Origin of the sequence: [Zimmermannella] alba NBRC 15616 (genome assembly GCF_001570905.1) — a bacterium.
Lineage (GTDB): Bacteria > Actinomycetota > Actinomycetes > Actinomycetales > Microbacteriaceae > Pseudoclavibacter > Pseudoclavibacter albus.
In genome coordinates this window covers 26807-46112 of the sequence record NZ_BCSO01000004.1, presented here as the reverse complement: position 1 = coordinate 46112, position 19306 = coordinate 26807, and the positions used below count along the sequence as shown (strand labels likewise).

The window sequence follows — 19306 nt, the reverse complement described above, 5'->3', positions numbered from 1 at the left end:
ATCCGAGGTTCTTGCATCTGGGAGTCCCGGAGCTGCTGGCACCCAGGCTGGGCCTCCTCGCATCCATAAATAGGTCGCAACGTGTTCGTCCGGTCAGAAGTTTTGCGACCGGACGAACAGTTTGCGACCGATTATCTGGGGTTAGTGAACGCGGAAAGGTCGGCTCGGGGCGGGGACGGGACCTGCACGGGACCGGCCCTCTGCCGTCCGGGGCGGCAGTGGTTCGGATGGGGTGGCGGCGTGCAAGGTGTGGAGCGGTGATGGACGGGGCGGCGCCAGCCAGCGGAGGGGGCCGGGCGCGCAGGTGAGAGTGTCCGGTGATTCAGATGGCAGGATGGACGGCATGAATGAGACCGTCCGCCTGCGTTTGGGAATTGCGTACGACGGCACGGCCTTCAGCGGCTGGGCGACGCAGCCGAATCTGCGCACGGTGCAGGGGACGCTCGAGGATGCCCTCCGCATCCTCTACCGCGACCTCCCGCAGGGGCCGCTGCTGACCTGCGCGGGGCGAACGGATGCTGGCGTCCACGCGCTCGGCCAGGTCGCCCACCTTGACCTCGAGCGGGAGCTCTGGGAGGGAACCGTCCGGCGCGACTCCGGCGCCGACCCGGCCGCGCATTTCCTGCGCCGCATCATGGGCATCCTGGGCCCGGACTCGGACGTGGTCATCACGAGCTGCGAGGTCGTTACGCACGACTTTGATGCCCGCTTCTCGGGCACCTGGCGCCGCTACGAATATCGCCTCGCGGACGCATCCACGCCCTTCAACCCGCTCGATCGCCACCGCACGGCACGCGTGCACCATGAACTCGACCTCGGTGCCATGCAGGCAGCCGCCGCCATCGTGACGGGTCTCCACGACTTTGCCGGATTCTGCAAACCGCGTGAGGGCGCAACAACGATCCGCATGCTCACCGAGTTCACCTGGCGCCGCGACGACGGCGGCGTGCTCGTCGCGCACCTGCTCGCTGACGCCTTCTGCCACTCCATGGTCCGCTCACTCGTTGGGATGTGTGCAGCCGTCGGACATGGCCGCCTCAACCTAGCGGCCGTCGAGCAACTCCTGCAGGCGGATGCCCGGGGAAGCGGCTTCGCGGTGCTCCCGAGTCGCGGCCTCACGCTCATGGAAGTCGGCTACCCGCCCGCCGAGGAACTTGCATCCCGCCAAGAACAGACTCGCGCCAAGCGCCCCTCCCTCCGCGTCGTGTAGCTCACCCTTTCGCCCTCTCTCCCGCATCCCACGCCGCCACACCGTGCGGCCCCACTGCGTGCACATTTCTTTGCCAAATGGTCGGTTCGCTCGCACATATGGAGCCGCACCAACCATTTGGCGCAGAAAAGGTGGGCGATGGGGCGGCGGCGCGGGTGGTGCGGATGGGGTGAGGGGTGACGTGGGAGGGGGAGGCGAGCGGGGAGGGGGATTGCGCAGCGCGGACGTCGTGGCCTAAGCTGATGTGGTTGCGTGTCCATACGCGCATCGAAGTGAGCCCTCGAAAGCGACGTTCGCCCACCACATCCCGGTAGGCAACCATCGCGACTGAGCGGGATTCACGGACCACTCACTCCGAATGAAAGTTGCATGATTATGCGTACCTTCAGCCCGAAGGCGGAGGACATCCAGCACGACTGGATCGTCATCGACGCCACGGACGTCGTGCTCGGTCGCCTCGCGACCCACGCAGCGGCGCTCCTCCGCGGCAAGCACAAGCCCACCTTTGCTCAGCACGTCGACATGGGCGACTTCGTCGTCATTGTCAACGCTGAGAAGGTTGCCCTCACGGGTCAGAAGCTCCAGAAGAAGATGGCCTACCGCCACTCGGGTTACCCGGGCGGCCTCCGTGCCACCAGCTACGAGGAGCTCCTCGAGAAGCACCCCGTCCGCGCCGTCGAAAAGGCGATCCGCGGCATGCTGCCGAAGAACTCCCTCGGCCGCGCCCAGATGAAGAAGCTCAAGGTGTACGCCGGCGCTGAGCACCCGCACGCCGCGCAGCAGCCGAAGCCGTACGTGTTCGACCAGGTCGCCCAGTAGCGGTCACGAGAACGAAGGACAACACAGTGGCAACCATCGAAGACACCATCAAGCAGCCCGAGAGCTACTCGACCGAAACCCCGGCCGCCGAGGCCCCCGTTCAGGCCGAGCGTCCTGCGCTCACCGTTTCGGGCCAGGCTGTTGGCCGTCGCAAGCAGGCAATCGCCCGCGTTCGCGTCGTCCCCGGCACCGGCGTCATCACGGTTAACGGCCGTGAGCTCGCCGACTACTTCCCGAACAAGCTGCACCAGCAGCTCATCAACGACCCGTTCACGCTCCTCGGCCTCGCCGGCAGCTACGACGTTATCGCCCGCATCCAGGGTGGTGGCCCCTCGGGTCAGGCTGGTGCTCTCCGCCTTGGCATCGCTCGCGCGCTCAACGAGATCGACCGCGAGAACAACCGCCCCGAGCTCAAGAAGGCTGGCTTCCTTTCGCGTGACGCTCGCGTCAAGGAACGCAAGAAGGCCGGTCTCAAGAAGGCCCGTAAGGCGCCTCAGTACTCGAAGCGCTAATCCAGGAGAATTTCTCTCATGGGTCGGCTCTTTGGTACCGACGGCGTTCGTGGCCTTGCGAACGACCATCTCACGGTCGAACTCGCAGTCAGCCTCGCACAGGCCGCCGCCATCGCCCTCGCACGCACAACGCGCGAGGCGGGGCGGCGGCCTCGCGCTGTGCTTGCCCGCGATCCGCGTGTCTCAGGTGAATTCCTCGGGGCCGCAGTCGCGGCAGGCCTCGCTTCGAGCGGCGTCGATGTGTATGACGCGGGTGTGATTCCCACGCCAGCGGCAGCTTTCTTGACCGCAGATATCGACGCCGACTTTGGTGTCATGATCTCGGCCTCGCACAACCCGGCGCCCGACAACGGCATTAAGTTCTTTGCGCGCGGCGGCACGAAGCTCCCCGACGCGCTCGAGGACGAAATCCAGCAGCTGCTCGAGCAGGGCGAAAAGCTCGCTCCGACCGGCGCTGGTGTCGGTCGCATCGAGCGATTCGCCGATGCTGAAGACCGCTACGTCGTGCACCTCATGGCATCCCTCGACCACGAGCAGGATGGCACCCTCGCGGTTCGCAAGCCGCTCGAGGGACTCAATGTCGTGCTCGACTGTGCCCACGGTGCTGCCGCAGGTGTTTCGCCGGAGGCGTTTGCACTTGCTGGCGCTGATGTCACCGTCATCGGTGATGCGCCGGACGGCATGAACATCAACGACGGTGTCGGTTCGACGCACCTTGACTGCCTCGCTGAGACGGTGGTTCGGGTCGGTGCGGACGTGGGTATCGCGCACGACGGCGATGCGGACCGCTGCCTTGCGGTTGATGCGGAAGGTCGCGTCGTTGACGGCGACCAGATCATGGCGATCCTCGCGCTCGCGATGCAGTCGCGCGGCGAGCTCACCGACAACACGCTCGTAGCGACCGTCATGTCGAACCTCGGTCTCAAGGTCGCCATGCGCGATGCCGGGATCGAGCTCGTTCAGGCGAAGGTGGGCGACCGCTACGTGCTCGCCGAGCTTGGCGCGCGCAAGCTTGCCATCGGCGGTGAACAGTCCGGCCACGTCATCCTCACGAAGTTCGCAACTACCGGTGACGGCGTGCTCACGGGCCTCCACCTTGCCGCCGAGATGGTCGCGCAGGGTAAGAGCCTGCGTGAGCTCGCCGACTGCATGAAGGTGTACCCGCAGATGCTCATCAACGTCCGCGACGTCCGCAAGGAAGAATGCGCGACGGATGAGGAGCTCCTTGCTGCGGTCCGCGAGGTTGAAGCGGAACTCGGCGACACTGGCCGCGTTCTCCTGCGCCCCTCCGGCACTGAGCCGGTCGTGCGCGTCATGGTTGAGGCCGCCGACGAAGCGACTGCCCGCGCCAAGGCCGAGCAGCTCGTGGACGTCGTGAAGGCACGACTCGGCTAGAACGTCTTCGCTCGAACGCCCCGCATCCTCATCCTGGATGTGGGGCGTTCGTCGTCTGAAGGCTCACAGCGCAGGCATCGCGTTCAGGGCACGTACCTGCCTCGATGGGACTACCGCCAGAGCGCCCCAAGTAACACGATCCCCGCAATCGACACGATCGTGAGCAGGTTGAAGAGGATCATGCGGGGCAAGAGGGCGCGCATGAGAGCATCCCGCTCGGCGCGTTCCTCGGTTGACAGACCCGCCGCAAGCGCGATTCGAGCGGGGGATGCCGCGGAGCCGATCGCACCAGCTTGGCTCGTCGCTCCGACGATGCCGGAGGGCGAGAGGCCGAGCACCGTGCCAAGGTGTGCCACGGCGCCCGCGAACATCGCATTGGCGCCCGTGTTTGACCCGGTGAGGAACCCGCCGACCGCGCCGAAGACGGGCACGAGCGCGACCGCCCCGACGCCGAGCCGCGCCGCCGCATCCGCAATCGTCTCGCTCATTCCGCTCGCGGTGAGCAGCCACCCGAGCACCATGTAGCCGGTGGTGAGAAACGCCACCGGCCGCCACGCGTGAAGGGTGCGAGCGACGACCGCGCGGACCTCGGAACGTGGGAACGCAAACCACGCCACGCTGATGGCGCTCACGAGGAGGAGCCACAGCGCCGGTGAAGCGAGGAGGTGGAGCGGGCCAGTAATCTGCGCGAGGCGGAACGCCACGTTGAGCGGCAGGAGCCCGCCAATGAGGATCGCGTAGGGGACTGCCGAGCGTACGAGCGCAGCTGGTGGCTTCGGCGTCCGATCCCCGCCGAGCCGGAAGCGGATGAGGAGCGCGACGACCGTGATGAGGCTCCCTATTGCTCCAGCCAGCGGCGTCCCGACCGTCATATTCGCGAGCAGGATGCCGAAGGCGAGGATGAGCCCCGTGAACGCGCCCTCGACGAGGTGAAGGTGGCCGGGGCGGGCGCTCGGGTGAGCGATCCACACGACGGCGAGGCCCGCGACGACTGCCGACGGCCACACCGTCCACGCCGTATCGATGCCGAGCTGTGTGACGTCGAGCCCGGCAAGCTCCGCCGCAACAATGGTGCCGGGGGAGAGACCGCCCCACACCGTCACGACGAGACCAAGCATCGCCATCGTCGCTGATGACAGCGCGCTGAACCCGAGGTGGCGCAGAATCGGCACCGCAATCGCCACGCCGACGCCGAATCCGGTCACCGATTCGCAGAACGATTCGATACCGAGGACGACAAGCAGCGCGGCGCTTGAGCGGTGGCTTGAGGCGTGTTCGCACCACCTTGCGATGTGGGCGGGCGCGCCAGCCGCGTCGAGAATCCGACTCAGCATGAGGCCGCCGAGGATGATGCAGAGCACCTCGGCGAGTGTCGGGAGCATGCCGAGGAAGGAACCCCACAGCGGGGCGAACGGCTGCGGAAAGAGGAAGGCGGCAACGAGGCATCCGCTCACCAGCGCGAGGAGTGCCGTCACCCGTGCATTGACGCGCGCCGCCGTCCCCACGAGGGCGACGAGCAGTGGCACGCAAGCAGCGAGGGCGAGCACGAATCCGATTCCTTCCGACAAAACATCGAGGATACGCCTGAGCTGGCCTTCGTCTCCAGGCAGGGCCACGACTCGGGAGACGACAAGGCTCACCTGATTGGATGCCTGGAAGCCGATTCCCCCACGAATGATCGGTGCTGAAGGGAATGTGATGAAGACGGTCAAGGGCGTCATTGCCCGTTCGAAGAATGCTCCTGTTGAACTTGTCGAGATCGACGTGCCCGAACCCATCGAGGGTGAGGCGCGCGTGAAGATCCTCGCGTGTGGCGTTTGCCACACCGACCTCCACTACCGCGAGGGTGGCATCGGCGACGAGTACCCGTACCTGCTTGGGCACGAGGCGGCAGGCATCGTCGAAGCCGTCGGCCCTGGCGTGACCGAGGTCGAGGTTGGCGACACCGTCATCCTCAACTGGCGTGCCGTGTGTGGCGAATGCCGCGCCTGCAAGCGTGGACGCCCGTGGTACTGCTTCGCGACGAAGAACGCGACGCAGAAGATGACGCTCCACGAGTCTGGAGAGGAACTCTCGCCAGCCCTCGGCATTGGTGCCTTCATCGAATACACGCTTGTTGCTGCTGGCCAGTGCACGAAGGTCGACCCGAAGACGCGCCCCGCAGCGGCTGGCCTGCTCGGTTGTGGCGTCATGGCTGGCATCGGTGCTGCGATGAACACGGGCGAGGTCAGCTACGGCGACTCGGTCGCCGTCATCGGATGCGGTGGCGTGGGTGCTGCCGCGATTGCTGGCGCGAAGCTCGCCGGCGCAACGAAGATCATCGCCGTCGACATCGACGACCGGAAGCTTGAGACCGCGATGGAGCTCGGCGCGACCCACCGCGTGAACTCGAAGCAGGACGACGCGGTCGAGAAGATCCGTGAGCTCACGGATGGCTTCGGCGCGGATGTCGTCATCGACGCCGTCGGTCGCCCGGAGACGTGGAAGCAGGCGTTCTACGCGCGCGACCTCGCCGGACGCGTCGTGCTCGTTGGCGTCCCGACCCCAGAGATGGAACTCACGGTGCCGCTCCTCGACGTCTTCGGCCGCGGCGGCTCACTGAAGTCGAGCTGGTACGGCGACTGCCTGCCCGAGCGTGACTTCCCGATGCTCATCGACCTCTACGAGCAGGGCCGTCTCCCGCTCCATGCCTTCGTTTCGGAGGAGATCAAGATCGACCAGGTCGAGGCCGCATTCGAGAAGATGGGCGCCGGCGAAGTGCTTCGCTCGGTTGTCGTGATGGAGGAGAAGTAGTCATGACTGCACGTATCGACCACGCCGTCACAAGCGGCACCTTCACGCTCGACGGCGAGACCTTCGACGTCGACAACAACGTCTGGGTGATCGGCGACGACAGCGAGTGCATCGTCTTCGACGCGCCGCACGATGTGGACGCTGTCGAGCAGCTTGTCGGTGGCCGCACCGTGACGCACATCCTCTGCACGCACGCGCACGACGACCACATTCGGCACGTGTTTGAGCTTGCGGAGCGTGTGAGCGCGCCGATTCTGCTGCACGCAGACGATGCGCCCGTGTGGCGGCTCACGCACGAGCGTCAGCCGGATGCTGAGCTCCACGACGGTGACGAATTCACGGTTGGCGGCACGACGCTGCGCGTCATCCACACGCCGGGCCACTCGCCGGGCTCGTGCTCGTTCTACGTGGAGGAGCTTGGCGTGGTGTTCACGGGCGACACGCTCTTTGAAGGTGGCCCGGGCGCGACCGGCCGCAGCTTCTCGAGCAAGGAGACGATCCTCGAATCGATTCGCGAGAAGCTCTTTGCGCTGCCAGCTGAGACGGTCGTGAAGACCGGCCACGGCCCAGACACGACGATCGGAGCTGAGCAGGTACGCCTCGAGGCGAAGTAGCTCGATCAAGAGGGCAAAATGTGGGGGTCCAAGCCGCACTGTGGCTTGGACCCCCACATTTTGCCCTGGGAGCGTGTGCAGAAATGGCAGTATTTGGGGCTTCGAGGCGTGGTGCGCCTCGAAGCCCCAAATACTGCCGCGACTGCACAGACTTGGGCTAGATCTTCCGCAGCAGCACCTTCGACACCGAGTGGTCGGCGTCCTTGCGCAGGATGAGCTTCGCGCGCGAGCGGGTCGGCAGCACGTTCTGCACGAGGTTCGGCTCATTGATGGTGCTCCAGATTCGCTGCGCCTCCGCGCGCCCCTCGTCGTCAGACAGCTCAGCGAACTTCCGGAAGTACGAGTTCGGGTTCGTGAAGGCGCCGCGCTTGAGCGAGAGGAATCGTTCCTCGTACCAGCGTTTGATGTCTTCCGTGCGGGCGTCGACGTAGATCGAGAAGTCGAAGAAGTCGCTCACCGTGAGCGCCTTGCCCGGGCCCGGCTGCTGCAGCACGTTGAGTCCCTCCACAATGAGGATGTCCGGCTGCGAGACGACGACTTGGGCGTCGGGGACGATGTCGTACACGAGATGCGAGTAGAACGGTGCACGAACCTCAGCCTGACCGCTCTTCACCGCCGCGAGAAAGCGCAGCAGCGCCCGACGGTCGTAGGCCTCCGGGAAGCCCTTCCGGTGCATGATGCCGCGCCGTTCGAGCTCCTCATTCTGGTAGAGGAAGCCGTCGGTCGTCACGAGTTCGACGCGGGGTGTGTCCTCGAAGTGGCGGAGGAGTTCACGGAGGAGGCGCGACACCGTCGACTTGCCGACGGCCACCGAACCAGCCACGCCGATGATGAAGGGCGTCGGCGCAGCCCGCTCGCCGAGGAAGGCGCTCGTTTCGCGGTGGAGGGAACGGGCGTTCGTCGCGTGGAGGTTGAGGAGCCGGCTCAGTGGGACGTACACCTCGCGCACCTCGTCGAGGTCGATCGGGTCGCCGAGGGAACGCAGACGCACAACGTCCGATTCCTGCAGCGTGAGCGGCGTCATCGGGGCAAGGGACGCCCAATCGGCGCGGGGAATCTCGACGAACGGGGTCGAGGGGCCCGCCTGCTCGGAGCGCTCACGGTTTGGCATAGCCGTGCCAGCCTAATCGAGCTTCGTCGAGTTGCGCGCGGACGTGAGTGAGCTGCGACCACTCGAATTGCACGAGCCACCAGTCTTGGCCAAGGTGGCGGACGCGCTTCCAGCCTTCGGCTGCGTCGGCGTGAACGAAGTCGATGCCGGACTCTTCGCCATCGGGGCCGAGTTGCATCAAGTACTCCTCCGTCATGAGGAAACTGCCGCCAAGCTTCACCCGCCGAGGCTGCGCACTCCAGTCGCACTCCTCAACGTTCATGAACGGAGCATCCGTCGGACACGTCTCCGATTCGAGTGCCTCGCTGAGATGACGGGCCACAGCATCGTCGCGGGCTGGGCTGACGAGCGGCGCAAGCGACTGGGGGGGGGGAGGAACGTGAGAATGACGGCGATCGCGGGCAGCACGATGAGCTCACACCGCCAGGAACGCCAGAGAATCGCGAGCACCGCGAGGACCACGTACGACAGGGCGCTGAGCACGAAGGCGGCAATGAGTACCGCGAACACGTCGAACAGATTGGCGCCCAGGCGGATGCCGCTCAGCAGCAAGACGACAGCCCAAGCAATCGAGCAGAGCAGGATCATGGCGATCGCGCCGAACCGGATCCGCCGATCCAGCACACTGCTCGGCCTGGAGTGTGCTTTCGCCGCCCCCTGCGTGTGCGTCATTGGCCCCCATTCCCCAGTCTCGCCCGATACCCCCGGCAACGGCCGAGCCGTTCCGTGAAAATGTTCGATGCATGCTGAGCCGCTCAAGGGGCTCACGCTCCAGCATCGTATGCTGAGTGCCATGTGTGGAATCGTTGGATACGTCGGCCCGGGATCCAGCCAGGAAGTGCTCATTGGTGGTCTCCGCCGACTTGAGTACCGCGGCTACGACTCGGCAGGCATTGCAGTTATTACGGATGAAGGTTCGGTCGAGCTTCGCAAGCGCGCCGGAAAGCTCAACGTCCTCACGAGCGACCTCGACGCTCACCCGATGCCCGATGGCCACACCGGTATCGGCCACACTCGCTGGGCAACCCACGGTGGCCCGACCGACGAGAACGCGCACCCGCACCTCGCAGACGGCGGCAAGCTCGCGCTCATCCACAACGGCATCATCGAGAACTTTGCCGAGCTGCGCGAAGAAGCGCTCGCGGCAGGTTTCGAGTTCAAATCGGAGACCGACACCGAGGTTGCCGCTGCGCTCATCGGCTTCGAGTACGCGAAGACGAACAGCCTCGAGCTCGCCTTCCGCAACGTCGTCAGCCGCCTCGAGGGTGCCTTCACGCTCCTCGCGCTCCACGCGAACGAGCCGGGCCTCGTCCTCGGCGCTCGCCTCAACTCGCCGCTCGTGATCGGCCTCGGTGAGGGCGAAAACTTCCTCGGTTCGGACGTTGCTGCCTTCGTCGAGTACACGCACAAGGCGATCGCCGTCGGCCAGGAGCAGATTGTTGCGGTTCGCGCCGAGAGCGTCGAGATCACCGACTTCGACGGCAACCCGGCCGAGGCCGAGACCTTCGAAGTGAACTGGGACGCATCCGCCGCTGAAAAGGGCGGCTGGTCGAGCTTCATGGCGAAGGAAATCGACGAAGACCCGATCGCGGTCGAGAACACCCTCCGCGGACGCATCGTCGACGGCCGTGTCGAGTTCGCCGAGCTCGCCGAACTCGATGACACCTACTTCCGCGAGATCGACCGCGTCGTCATCATCGCGTGCGGTACCGCCAGCTACGCCGGCATGGTCGGGTCGTACGCGCTCGAAGCTTGGGCCCGCTTCCCGGTGACCGTCGAGCTCGCCCACGAGTTCCGCTACCGCAACCCTGTCCTCAACGAGCGCACGCTCATCATTTCGATCTCGCAGTCGGGCGAAACGATGGACACCCTCATGGCGGTGCGCTACGCCCGCGAGCGTGGCGCGAAGACGGTGTCGATCTGCAACACCCAGGGTGCGACGATTCCGCGCGAATCGGATGCTGTGCTCTACACGCACGCCGGCCCCGAGGTTGCTGTCGCCTCGACGAAGGCGTTCCTCGCCCAGATCACGGCCCTTTACCTGTTCGGTCTGCACGCTGGCCGCATCCGCGAGACGCTCGACGAGTCGTACGAGCGTGAGCTCGTCGCCGAGTTTCAGACGGTGCCGGACAAGATCCGCACGGTGCTCGAGTCGCGCCCCCGCATCCACGAGCTTGCGAACTGGATGGCCGACACCCGCTCGGTGCTGTTCCTCGGCCGCCACGTCGGCTACCCGATCGCGCTCGAAGGTGCGCTCAAGCTCAAGGAGATCGCCTACATTCACGCTGAGGGCTTCGCCGCTGGCGAGCTCAAGCACGGACCGATCGCGCTCATCGACCACGGTCAGCCGGTGTTTGTCGTCGTCCCGAGCCCGCGCCACGACGACTCGCTCCACCCAAAGGTCGTCTCGAACATCCAGGAGATCCGTGCTCGCGGCGCCCGCGTCCTCGCCATTTGCGAGCAGGGCGACGCTGCGGTGCTGCCCTTCGCGGACGAAGTCATCGCCTTCCCGCCGACCGACCACTTCTTCGAACCGTTGCTTGCAGTCGTGCCGCTCCAGAGCTTCGCACTCGAGCTCTCGGCCGCGAAGGGTCTCGACGTCGACCAGCCGCGCAACCTCGCGAAGTCGGTCACGGTCGAGTAGTGGACGCTGCACCGGCGCATCTTGCTGGGATCGGCGTCGACACAGTCGAGCTGTCCCGATTCGCCGCGGTGCTTGACGGCACACCCCGCTTCCTTGAGCGCGTCTTCGCACCGGGGGAGCGGGGTTTGTCGTGTCGGTCGCTCGCGGCGCGCTTTGCCGCCCGCGAGGCGGCGATCAAGGCGATCGGCGGCCTGGATGGCCTCACGCTCCTCGATCTTGAGGTGGTACGGGAGCCGAGCGGCGCGCCGCGCTTCGCCCGCGGCGAGCGGTTGGATGCCGTCCTCGCGAGCCGCGGCATCGGCGCCCTCCACCTCTCCCTGAGCCACGACGGAAATCAGGCCATCGCCTTTGTGGTTGCAGAGTGGGCGAAGTCGTAACCTGAGAGGCGACGCTGCGCCTCGCAGCAGAAGGAGCCACTGTGATCGATCCGCGCTGTCCCGCCGTTGAAGTGGACCTGGATGCGATTCGCCGCAACACGCGAGTGTTCTGTGAGCGTGTCAACACGCCCGTTCTCGCCGTCGTGAAGGCGAACGGCTACGGTCACGGGCTCATCGCCACCGCCCACGCCGCCGTCGATGGTGGCGCGAGCTATCTCGGTGTCGTGGATGCTGAAGAAGGCGCCATGCTGCGCGCGGCTGGGTTCCGCCAGCCGATCATCGTGTGGATACTCTCGTCAGGTATGAGCTGGCTCTCGGTGTTCGCGGCCGAACTCGAACTCGCGGTCTCCTCGCTCGCGCAGCTCGCGCTCATCGTGAACGCCGCCGCCGATGAACGCCGCGGACGCCGTGCGAAGCCCGTGCGCGTGTACGTGAAGATCGACAGCGGCCTTGGGCGCAACGGTGCGGCTGAACGCGATTGGCCGCAGATGTTCGACGTGATCGCCTCGGCCGAACGCCGTGGGCTCATCGAACTTGCGGGCATCATGAGCCACTTCGCGGGCGCGGGCGCCGAGACGGATGCGGCTCAGCTCGCTGCGTTCGACCGCGCGCTCGAGTGCGCCACGGCTGCCGGCCTCAGCCCGCGCGTCAACCACATCGCCGCCACCCGTGCGGCGCTCCAGCTTCCGGAAGCCCGGCACGAGCTTGTCCGCCTCGGCGTCGGCATGCACGGCATGTCCGCGTTCGACGACGGGGAAGATCCGATGATGCCGCTCGAGCCGGCCATGCGCATCACGGCACCCGTCTACGAGCATCCCGATGGCAGCTGCGTCATCGAGCTCGGCACCGTGGATGGCCTGCACGAGGTCTCCGCAGGCAGCATCACGCTCGCTGATGACCACGGCCACGAGTGGCAGGTGGACGAGGTGGGCGAGGTGCACACACACCTGACACGCCTCGGTGAGATGCCGAAGGACTGCACGGCCCGGCCGCGTGTCGTCGTGCTCGACCCGGATCGTGGGGAAGCGAACGCGGATGCGTGGGCTCGCGCCGCCAGCACGATCAATTACGAGATCACGACCCGCTTCGCTCCGTCCATGCCGCGCCACTATCTGCCCGAGGCGCCCGCCTGCCACGAGGATGCGCACCCTTGGCCACCTCTCGAAGACCCTGACGAGCCAGTGTTCGCGCCGCGCCGCCGCGTGCAGATCGACCTGAAGCGTGCTGAGGAGCGGTTGCGCGAGATTGCCCGCCGTGCGCGCCGTCGCCCGGATGACGAGATGGCCCGCTATGTGGACGTCTCGGCTGGCGCGTACGGCCACGGAGCGCACAAGCTCCTCCCGCTCATCCGACGCGCTGATCTGCAGCCGATCGTCCGCACCCTGAAGGACGCGATTGCGCACGAGCAGCATGACGGTGAGCAGCTCGAGATCGTGCCGATCGCACCGGAATCGACGCGCGCCGTCTACGGCTTCGACCCCAAGGATCCCTGCTCCTCGCTCATGCGCCTCACGAGCGAACTCACGCACGTGAAGCGTGTCGCGAAGGGCCAGGGCGTGTCCTATGGATGCGTTTGGACGGCCTCCGAAGACACGACGCTTGGCCTTGTGCCGCTCGGCTATGCGGATGCGATTCCGCGCGCAGCCTTTGGCCGGGCCCAGCTGCGGGTCGCCGGGCAACTTGCGCCGATCGTGGGCAGGATTGCGATGGACCAGGTGGTCGTCGACCTCGGCACGATCGACGTGTGGCCGGGCGCCCGCGTGAGCGTCTTCGGGCCGGGGCACGACGAAACCTCGCTCGCAGAGTGGGCCCGCTGGTGCGGCCTCTCGATGGCGACCGTCACCTCGACCTTCGGCCCGCGCATTGAGCGCAGCTGGATTGGACGCCGCGCATGAGTGAACTGCGCGGCATTCTGCCCACGAGCGAGGCGGCGCACGAGTTCGGGCGCGGCCTCGCGGCGCTGCTTCGTCGCGACGATGTGCTCGTGCTCACCGGCCCGCTTGGCGCGGGTAAGACGACCCTGACGCGTGGCCTCGGTGAGGGGCTTGGCGTGCGTGGCGGCGTGCAGAGCCCGACCTTCGTGCTGGCCCGCACGCATCCGAGCCTCGGTGACGGGCCCGAGCTCATCCACGTCGACGCGTACCGCCTGCGTGACGCGCTCGAACTCGAAGACCTCGACCTTGACTTCGCGAACAGCGTCACGGTCATCGAGTGGGGGAGCGAGCTCATCGGCGAGGTGCGGGATGCGTGGCTCGAGATCGTGCTCGAGCGTCCCCACGGTGCGGTAGACGGTGACGAGGGCGTGCTGGATGCGGACGCCCCGCGCATGATCGAGCTCAAGCCCGTCGGCGCCCGCTGGCAGGATGAAGCCCTCCTCGCCGAGCTTGCGGCGCTCCTCGCCAAGGGCAGCGAGCACTCGCCCGCGTAGACTCGCAAGCATGTTTCTTGCCATCGACACCTCCGCCGGGTGCGATGTCGCGATCGTGTCGAGCGAGGGCGTCATCCTCGCCGAATACCGCCGCGACGATACTCGCCACCACGCTGAAGCCATCGGCCTCGGCATCGCACACTGCCTCGAGACGGCTGGGGTCGCCCCGAGCGAGATCACGGAGGTGGTGACCGGCATCGGGCCGGGCCCCTTCACCGGGCTTCGAGTCGGCGTTGCTGCCGCTCGCGCCGTTGCGCTCGCGAACGGTGTGCCGTGCACGAGCGTCCCGAGCCATGACGCGATCGCGATTGCGGCCCGTGACGAACATCCGGATGTGGTGCTCGTCGTGACGACGGATGCCCGCCGTCGGCAGCGCGCCGTGAGCCGCTACGCGCCCGCATCGGCTGCCGCGACGGCTCAGCCGACGCTCGCATCCCCCGACGAAATCGAGGTTGCGGAGGGCGAGGTGCGCGTGGATGCCGACACCGTCCGCGCCGCGGAACTCGTCCGAGCCCTGCGCGCACGTCGTGTCGAAGGCATCCCTGCCGCCGATGACGCCCTGCTCTACCTCCGCGAACCGGATGCCGTGCCCGCGGCCGGCCCCAAGCGGGTGACCGCCTAATGCCCACCTTCGTCATTCGCGAGGCACGCCAGGATGATCTGGCCGAACTCATGCGCCTCGAGCGCGAGAGCTTCCCGCTGGACGCCTGGAGTGACGCCACGATGCGTCGCACGATCGCAAGCCCCCACTCGCGCATGCTCGTCATCGACACGAGCGAGCCCGGCACGGAGCCTGCCCTTCGCGGCTACGCGAGTGTGCTTGCCGCCCAGGGATCCGGTGAAGCCGATGTCGAAACGATCAACATCGACCCGGTCGTCCGCCGCGGCGGCTGGGCAACCCGACTCCTCGCGGAGCTCTCCACTTGGGCTGCAGAGCGCGGCGCGAAGCAGCTTTTCCTCGAAGTTCGCGCGAACGGGGACGCTGCCATCCGGCTCTATGAGTCGCTCGCGTTCGAAGAGATCGGCCGGCGAGCAAACTACTACCGCGCGGAGGGCCAGGATGCGATCGTCATGCGTGCGAGCATCCAGGACGTCATCGCGCGCGCCGAGCAGCGCCTGACTGCCCGAGCAACTGAGCCCGAACGCGAAGCAATGGAGGACATGCAGTCATGAGTGTTGCGGAACCGCTGGTCCTCGGCATCGAATCCAGCTGCGACGAAACCGGCGTCGGCATCGTCCGCGGGCGCACCCTCCTCGCGAACGCCGTCGCGAGCTCCATGGACGAACACGCGCGCTTCGGTGGCGTCGTGCCCGAGGTTGCGGCCCGCGCCCACGTTGAGGCGATCGCGCCGACCCTTCGCGCTGCGCTCGACGAGGCGAACGTCACGCTCGATGAGCTTGACGCGATCGCGGTCACGGCAGGCCCCGGGCTCGCCGGTGCACTCATGGTCGGCATCGGCGCGGCCAAGGGCCTCGCGCTCGCGACCGGAAAGCCGCTCTACGGCGTGAACCACCTCGTGGGGCACGTTGCGGCAGAGCTGCTGCGTGATGATGCACCGGAGCTCGAACTCCCAACCATCGCGCTGCTCGTCTCGGGTGGCCACACGTCCCTCCTCCACGTGCGGGACCTCGTGAATGATGTCGAACTCCTCGGCGAAACGATCGACGACGCGGCGGGCGAAGCCTTCGACAAGGTCGCTCGCCTCATCGGCCTCGGCTACCCGGGCGGCCCTCAGATCGACCGCATTGCCGTGGACGGGGACCCGAACGCGATCGCCTTCCCGCGCGGTCTCATGCGGGCGCGCGACCTTGAACGCCACCGCTTCGACTTCTCCTTCTCGGGCCTGAAAACCTCCGTCGCCCGCTGGGTTGAACAGCGTCAGGACGCGGGGGAGGACGTCCCCGTCGCGGATGTCGCCGCGAGCTTCCGCGAGGCCGTCGCCGATGTGCTCACCACGAAGGCAGTCGACGCGTGCCTCAGCCGCGAGGTGCCGCGCCTCGTCCTCGGCGGCGGCGTCGCCGCGAACGCTCGCGTGCGCGAACTAGCCGCCGAGCGCTGCGCGAAGCACGGCATCGAACTGCGCATCCCGCCGCTCAGACTCTGCACGGACAATGGCGCGATGATCGCCATGGCGGGATCGCTCCTCGTGAGCGCGGGACGAGCTCCCTCGCCCCTTGATTTTGGCGCCGATTCGACGCTCCCCATGACCGCAGCGCAGGCCACCCTCCCCGGCCTGCAGGACGAGACCGGAATCGTTGCATGAGTACGAACCACAACGTGAACCCCGATTTCCCGGAGTCGGGTGACGAGGCCGCCTTCAAGCCCGTCGAACTGCCGCCGATCAACCGTGATCCCCTCGAGGATGAGTCGAATGCGGCGTACGTGAAGTACACGCCGGGCCTCGACAAGGAGCCGATCTTTGGTGACCTCCTGCCCGATAGTGCACCGCTCAAGCGCCGCTCGAGCTTCATTGACCGTGAGCGTCCCGCCGCAACGGATGAGGTGTCAAACGAGAGCTACCTGGCGGCGACGCCGGGCCTCGAGGATGAGCCGCCCGCATCGACGGCGAGTGCCGCAGCATCCGCGCCGACGGCCGATACGGAGCCCGAGCCGGCACCGCTCCCGCGCGCCAACGACCTCTCCGCCGACCGCCGCGAAGCCCTCGCCCGCAAGCAGGCTGCCGAACGCGAAGCCGACGAAGCGCGCCGCGAACGCGAACGCGAAGAACAGCTCGTGGAGCCCCGCGAACGATGGGCCGATTCGGCAAAGCCGAAGCGGTCGGGTGCCTTCCCCGCCATCCTCTCGCTCGTGTTCGCGCTCGGCGCCGTGGCCTCTGTCGTCGTCATCGTTCTGGGCCTCCTGACCTCGATCTCGGCAGATCTGCAGGGCTGGATCGGTGCGGGTCAAGGTGCGCTTGCGGTGCTGTTCGGACTCATTGCGGTGCCGACGCGCTCCCGTGGACTGGCCATCTTCTCCATCCTGCTCGGCATCCTCGGTGGTACTTGCGCTGTACTTCTCGGCCTTGGCATCGTGTCGCTTTCTTTGGCTGTCTAGGATCGTTGCGATCCGATGACATCCACGTGAGGTAATCGATCCGGTGAATGCCGCGATCAACCTCGTCGACGCTGCCCCGGAAGGACGCCCCATGTCGAGCCATTCGCCCTACGACCAGAACTTTGGCCCGAACCCCTACATGGACACCCCGCAGGGGCAGGGCGGCCAGAACTGGGGGAGCGTCCCACCCACCCAGCCGCAGCACCGGCAGCAGATGCCGCCGCAGCAAGCGCCCTACGGTGGCGCTCCGCACGGTGCTCCTGCCGGTCATGGGTACTCGGCGCCGGCCGCGCCATATGCCGGGGCTCCCGGCTACGGGGCGAACACGCAGGGTGGATACGGCGCGCATACTGCCCCGGGTTACGGCGCTCCGGGCGGTCACGGTGCCCCGGGAGCCTACGGTGCTCCCGCATCCGGTCCCGCTCCACACGGTAACCCCAACTACACTCAGACCCCGTACGGCGTGATGACCCCTGGTCAGGCGCACGGAACAGGTCAGGCCATGGCCATCATCGGCCTCGTCCTCGGGGTCCTCTCGATCCTCGTCGCGCTGCTGTGGTCGTTCCCCTCGCTGCTGCTTGCAGGCGGTGGGCTCTCGTGCGCCTTGGGCAGTCGCAAGAGTCCGACGACCTCCAAGGGGCTCATGATCGCGGCGCTCATCACGAGCGGTATCGGCTTCGCGCTCGCAGTGATCGGCGCGCTCCTCAACCTCATCCTGAACTAGCTCGTCGGCGCGGCAGCCCGAGTGCGCGGGGGCGATGCATGAGCGGGGCGAAACGTTCCCAATCCGTTGAAGAATCCACCTCAGGGTGTGAATTCTCTGCCTGGAGTGAGCTTTTGCCCGCCCGCGCTGTTCAGCCACCGGCGCGCAACCTACCGTGGAAGTGAGCACAGGGCTCGGATCACGGCATGGAGGAATCATGAACGAGGCAGACACCTCGCGGCCCCGCACGGGCGATGACGCAACGCGTGCGTCGTCGACACCGGCTGCTGAGGAGAAAGCTTCGGAGCCTCGCGAGCAGGATGCCATGCCGACCGTCCCGCAGGAGCGCATCGAAGCCCCCAGCGCGGGCGAGCAGGAGGCCCAGCAGAGCGAGGCCGAGCAGCCCGCGACGGATACCGCAGCATCCGACACCGCCACCCGAGAACTCCGCGACGACGAACTTTTCGACGTCATCGTCGTGCCCTCCAACAACCGCGTGGAGGGCGAACTCCTCCCGAACGCCCGGGTCTCGAGCTACCAGCCGAAGTTCACCGGCAACTACCCCTCCTCGGGCTACTCCGGAGAAGGCGCCTCAGCCCATCGTGCCCCGCACGGCCGGGAACTCGTGCCGGTGCGTAAGGCCCCGGCGCCCGCCAACGAATCCGTCGTGAGCGTCTCACCCGTGTCGTTCGCCGCACTTCTCGCCGGCAGCATCTCGATCGTTGTTGCCTGGGTCGGCGTCATCATCTTCCCGCCATTTGTGGTGCTCGGCGCAGTCGGATGCGTCGTGGCGATCGTGCTCGGATTCCTTGGTGTCGCGCTCGAGCCCAAGGGCAAGCCCTTCTCGATTTCTGGGCTGTCGCTCGGCAGTATCGGCTGCGTCGGCATGATGGTCGTCATGAGCCTCGTACTCGCAGCGTTCATGTTCATGCTCTGGCTTGCCACCGTTCTGGCTGCCACCTCCTAACGATTTCTCCCGCCCAATCTCTGCCCCGCGAGCACGTCATACGAGGAAGGACCAGCACCGTGAGCACGACCGACAACTCGACGCCTGAGTTCGGCTCGAACCCCTACTACGGAGAGGGTTCGAATGCTGGCGCGTGGGGCGAGGCCTCCGCCGTCAACCCCGCATCGCAGCCGCTCCCGGAGGCTCCGTCATACGGCGCGCCGGATGCTGGCACGGGGTACGAGACGCCAGGTGCATCACACGGATACGGCACCACCCCTGAGCCCTACAGCTTTGGCGACGGCATGTCTGCGCCCGGTTACGACCCGTCTGCTGCGGGCGCGCAGCAGCCGATGCCGGGTGCCGCACCCTACGGGACGGGGCCGCAGTACACCGATCCATCAAATGCTGGTACCGGGATGTCCGTGACCGGCATGGTGCTCGGCATTGTGAGCATCCTCGCGTCGTGGATGTCCGTGATTGGCCTGCTCATCGGCGTTGGCGGGCTCATCTTCTCGATCCTGGCGCGCAAGCGAGAACCAGCAGGACGTGGCATGGCGATCGCCGGCCTTGTCACAAGCTGCGTCGGCATCGGGCTTTCCCTGCTGACGACCTTGTGGAACCTGCTGGGTCTGTTCCTCGGTATCGTGCCGCTCCTGTTCATCTAGGGCGTGCCGCGGCGCGACTCACCAGCCGTCC

General features: G+C 66.7%; 21 protein-coding genes. 17 read left to right on the top strand and 4 right to left on the bottom strand.

Going from position 1 to position 19306, the window contains the following annotated elements; all coding sequences use genetic code 11:
* Positions 1-343 precede the first annotated feature (343 nt).
* The 4 genes from truA (at position 344) to glmM (ending at position 3936) form a co-directional block, all read left to right on the top strand.
* A complete protein-coding gene (gene truA / locus ZAL01S_RS04460; protein WP_066080343.1) occupies positions 344-1210 on the top strand; it encodes a tRNA pseudouridine(38-40) synthase TruA in 867 nt (288 codons plus the stop codon).
* Positions 1211-1585: 375 nt separating this feature from the next.
* Entirely contained in the window at positions 1586-2029 is a 444-nt protein-coding gene (gene rplM, locus ZAL01S_RS04455; RefSeq protein WP_066080560.1) for a 50S ribosomal protein L13, read from the top strand.
* Between the two features lie 26 nt (positions 2030-2055).
* Positions 2056-2541 carry a 30S ribosomal protein S9 gene (rpsI, locus tag ZAL01S_RS04450; RefSeq protein WP_066080339.1) on the top strand — a complete coding sequence of 162 codons (486 nt, stop codon included), beginning with the start codon at positions 2056-2058 and terminating at the stop codon, positions 2539-2541.
* An 18-nt stretch (positions 2542-2559) separates the two neighbouring features.
* The gene (gene glmM / locus ZAL01S_RS04445) at positions 2560-3936 is read left to right on the top strand and encodes a phosphoglucosamine mutase (RefSeq protein ID WP_066080337.1); all 1377 of its coding nucleotides are present in this window, start codon (positions 2560-2562) and stop codon (positions 3934-3936) included.
* Between the two features lie 110 nt (positions 3937-4046).
* Here glmM and ZAL01S_RS04440 read toward each other — a convergent pair whose 3' ends face one another.
* A complete protein-coding gene (locus ZAL01S_RS04440; protein WP_159421581.1) occupies positions 4047-5504 on the bottom strand; it encodes an L-lactate permease in 1458 nt (485 codons plus the stop codon).
* 127 nt (positions 5505-5631) lie between these two features.
* Here ZAL01S_RS04440 and ZAL01S_RS04435 point away from each other — a divergent pair, with 127 nt between their 5' ends.
* Together ZAL01S_RS04435 and ZAL01S_RS04430 are read left to right on the top strand one after the other, a co-directional pair.
* Positions 5632-6729 (top strand): S-(hydroxymethyl)mycothiol dehydrogenase, encoded by a 1098-nt coding sequence (locus ZAL01S_RS04435; RefSeq protein ID WP_066080558.1) that lies wholly within the window; start codon positions 5632-5634, stop codon positions 6727-6729.
* 2 nt (positions 6730-6731) lie between these two features.
* Positions 6732-7343 (top strand): MBL fold metallo-hydrolase, encoded by a 612-nt coding sequence (locus ZAL01S_RS04430; protein WP_066080330.1) that lies wholly within the window; start codon positions 6732-6734, stop codon positions 7341-7343.
* 157 nt (positions 7344-7500) lie between these two features.
* Here the strand turns inward: ZAL01S_RS04430 and coaA are convergent, their stop codons facing one another.
* The 3 genes from coaA to ZAL01S_RS04415 are packed head-to-tail and all read right to left on the bottom strand — an operon-like array spanning position 7501 to position 9126.
* Positions 7501-8454, bottom strand: coding sequence for a type I pantothenate kinase (coaA, locus tag ZAL01S_RS04425; protein WP_066080327.1), 954 nt, complete (start codon positions 8452-8454; stop codon positions 7501-7503).
* On the bottom strand, positions 8441-8716 hold the full coding sequence (locus ZAL01S_RS04420; RefSeq protein ID WP_159421580.1) for a hypothetical protein: 276 nt from the start codon (positions 8714-8716) through the stop codon (positions 8441-8443). Before ZAL01S_RS04420 ends, coaA begins: the two co-directional genes overlap by 14 nt.
* On the bottom strand, positions 8713-9126 hold the full coding sequence (locus ZAL01S_RS04415; protein ID WP_066080321.1) for a hypothetical protein: 414 nt from the start codon (positions 9124-9126) through the stop codon (positions 8713-8715). The genes ZAL01S_RS04420 and ZAL01S_RS04415 overlap by 4 nt, the downstream gene beginning before the upstream one ends.
* Before the next feature lie 121 nt (positions 9127-9247).
* On the opposite strand from ZAL01S_RS04415, the gene glmS reads away from it, so the two are divergent.
* From glmS to ZAL01S_RS04360, 11 genes are all read left to right on the top strand, one after another.
* Positions 9248-11098, top strand: a complete 1851-nt coding sequence (glmS, locus tag ZAL01S_RS04410; protein WP_066080555.1) for a glutamine--fructose-6-phosphate transaminase (isomerizing) — start codon at positions 9248-9250, stop codon at positions 11096-11098.
* Positions 11098-11475 carry a holo-ACP synthase gene (locus ZAL01S_RS04405; protein ID WP_066080318.1) on the top strand — a complete coding sequence of 126 codons (378 nt, stop codon included), beginning with the start codon at positions 11098-11100 and terminating at the stop codon, positions 11473-11475. Before glmS ends, ZAL01S_RS04405 begins: the two co-directional genes overlap by 1 nt.
* A 41-nt stretch (positions 11476-11516) precedes the next feature.
* Positions 11517-13370, top strand: a complete 1854-nt coding sequence (locus ZAL01S_RS10280; protein ID WP_066080315.1) for an alanine racemase — start codon at positions 11517-11519, stop codon at positions 13368-13370.
* Complete coding sequence (gene tsaE / locus ZAL01S_RS04395) at positions 13367-13903, top strand: tRNA (adenosine(37)-N6)-threonylcarbamoyltransferase complex ATPase subunit type 1 TsaE (protein ID WP_066080312.1); 537 nt, start codon at positions 13367-13369, stop codon at positions 13901-13903. The genes ZAL01S_RS10280 and tsaE overlap by 4 nt, the downstream gene beginning before the upstream one ends.
* A 10-nt stretch (positions 13904-13913) precedes the next feature.
* Positions 13914-14525: a tRNA (adenosine(37)-N6)-threonylcarbamoyltransferase complex dimerization subunit type 1 TsaB gene (gene tsaB / locus ZAL01S_RS04390; protein WP_066080309.1), complete on the top strand. Its 612-nt coding sequence runs from the start codon at positions 13914-13916 to the stop codon at positions 14523-14525.
* Positions 14525-15076 (top strand): ribosomal protein S18-alanine N-acetyltransferase, encoded by a 552-nt coding sequence (gene rimI / locus ZAL01S_RS04385; RefSeq protein WP_066080306.1) that lies wholly within the window; start codon positions 14525-14527, stop codon positions 15074-15076. The genes tsaB and rimI overlap by 1 nt, the downstream gene beginning before the upstream one ends.
* Positions 15073-16167, top strand: a complete 1095-nt coding sequence (gene tsaD / locus ZAL01S_RS04380; RefSeq protein ID WP_066080303.1) for a tRNA (adenosine(37)-N6)-threonylcarbamoyltransferase complex transferase subunit TsaD — start codon at positions 15073-15075, stop codon at positions 16165-16167. The genes rimI and tsaD overlap by 4 nt, the downstream gene beginning before the upstream one ends.
* Positions 16164-16958, top strand: coding sequence for a hypothetical protein (locus ZAL01S_RS04375; protein ID WP_066080300.1), 795 nt, complete (start codon positions 16164-16166; stop codon positions 16956-16958). The genes tsaD and ZAL01S_RS04375 overlap by 4 nt, the downstream gene beginning before the upstream one ends.
* Before the next feature lie 91 nt (positions 16959-17049).
* Complete coding sequence (locus ZAL01S_RS04370) at positions 17050-17682, top strand: single stranded DNA-binding domain-containing protein (protein ID WP_159421579.1); 633 nt, start codon at positions 17050-17052, stop codon at positions 17680-17682.
* Positions 17683-17878: 196 nt separating this feature from the next.
* Positions 17879-18628 carry a hypothetical protein gene (locus tag ZAL01S_RS04365; RefSeq protein ID WP_066080294.1) on the top strand — a complete coding sequence of 250 codons (750 nt, stop codon included), beginning with the start codon at positions 17879-17881 and terminating at the stop codon, positions 18626-18628.
* 59 nt (positions 18629-18687) lie between these two features.
* Positions 18688-19275: a DUF4190 domain-containing protein gene (locus ZAL01S_RS04360; RefSeq protein ID WP_066080291.1), complete on the top strand. Its 588-nt coding sequence runs from the start codon at positions 18688-18690 to the stop codon at positions 19273-19275.
* The last annotated feature ends 31 nt before the right edge of the window (positions 19276-19306 follow it).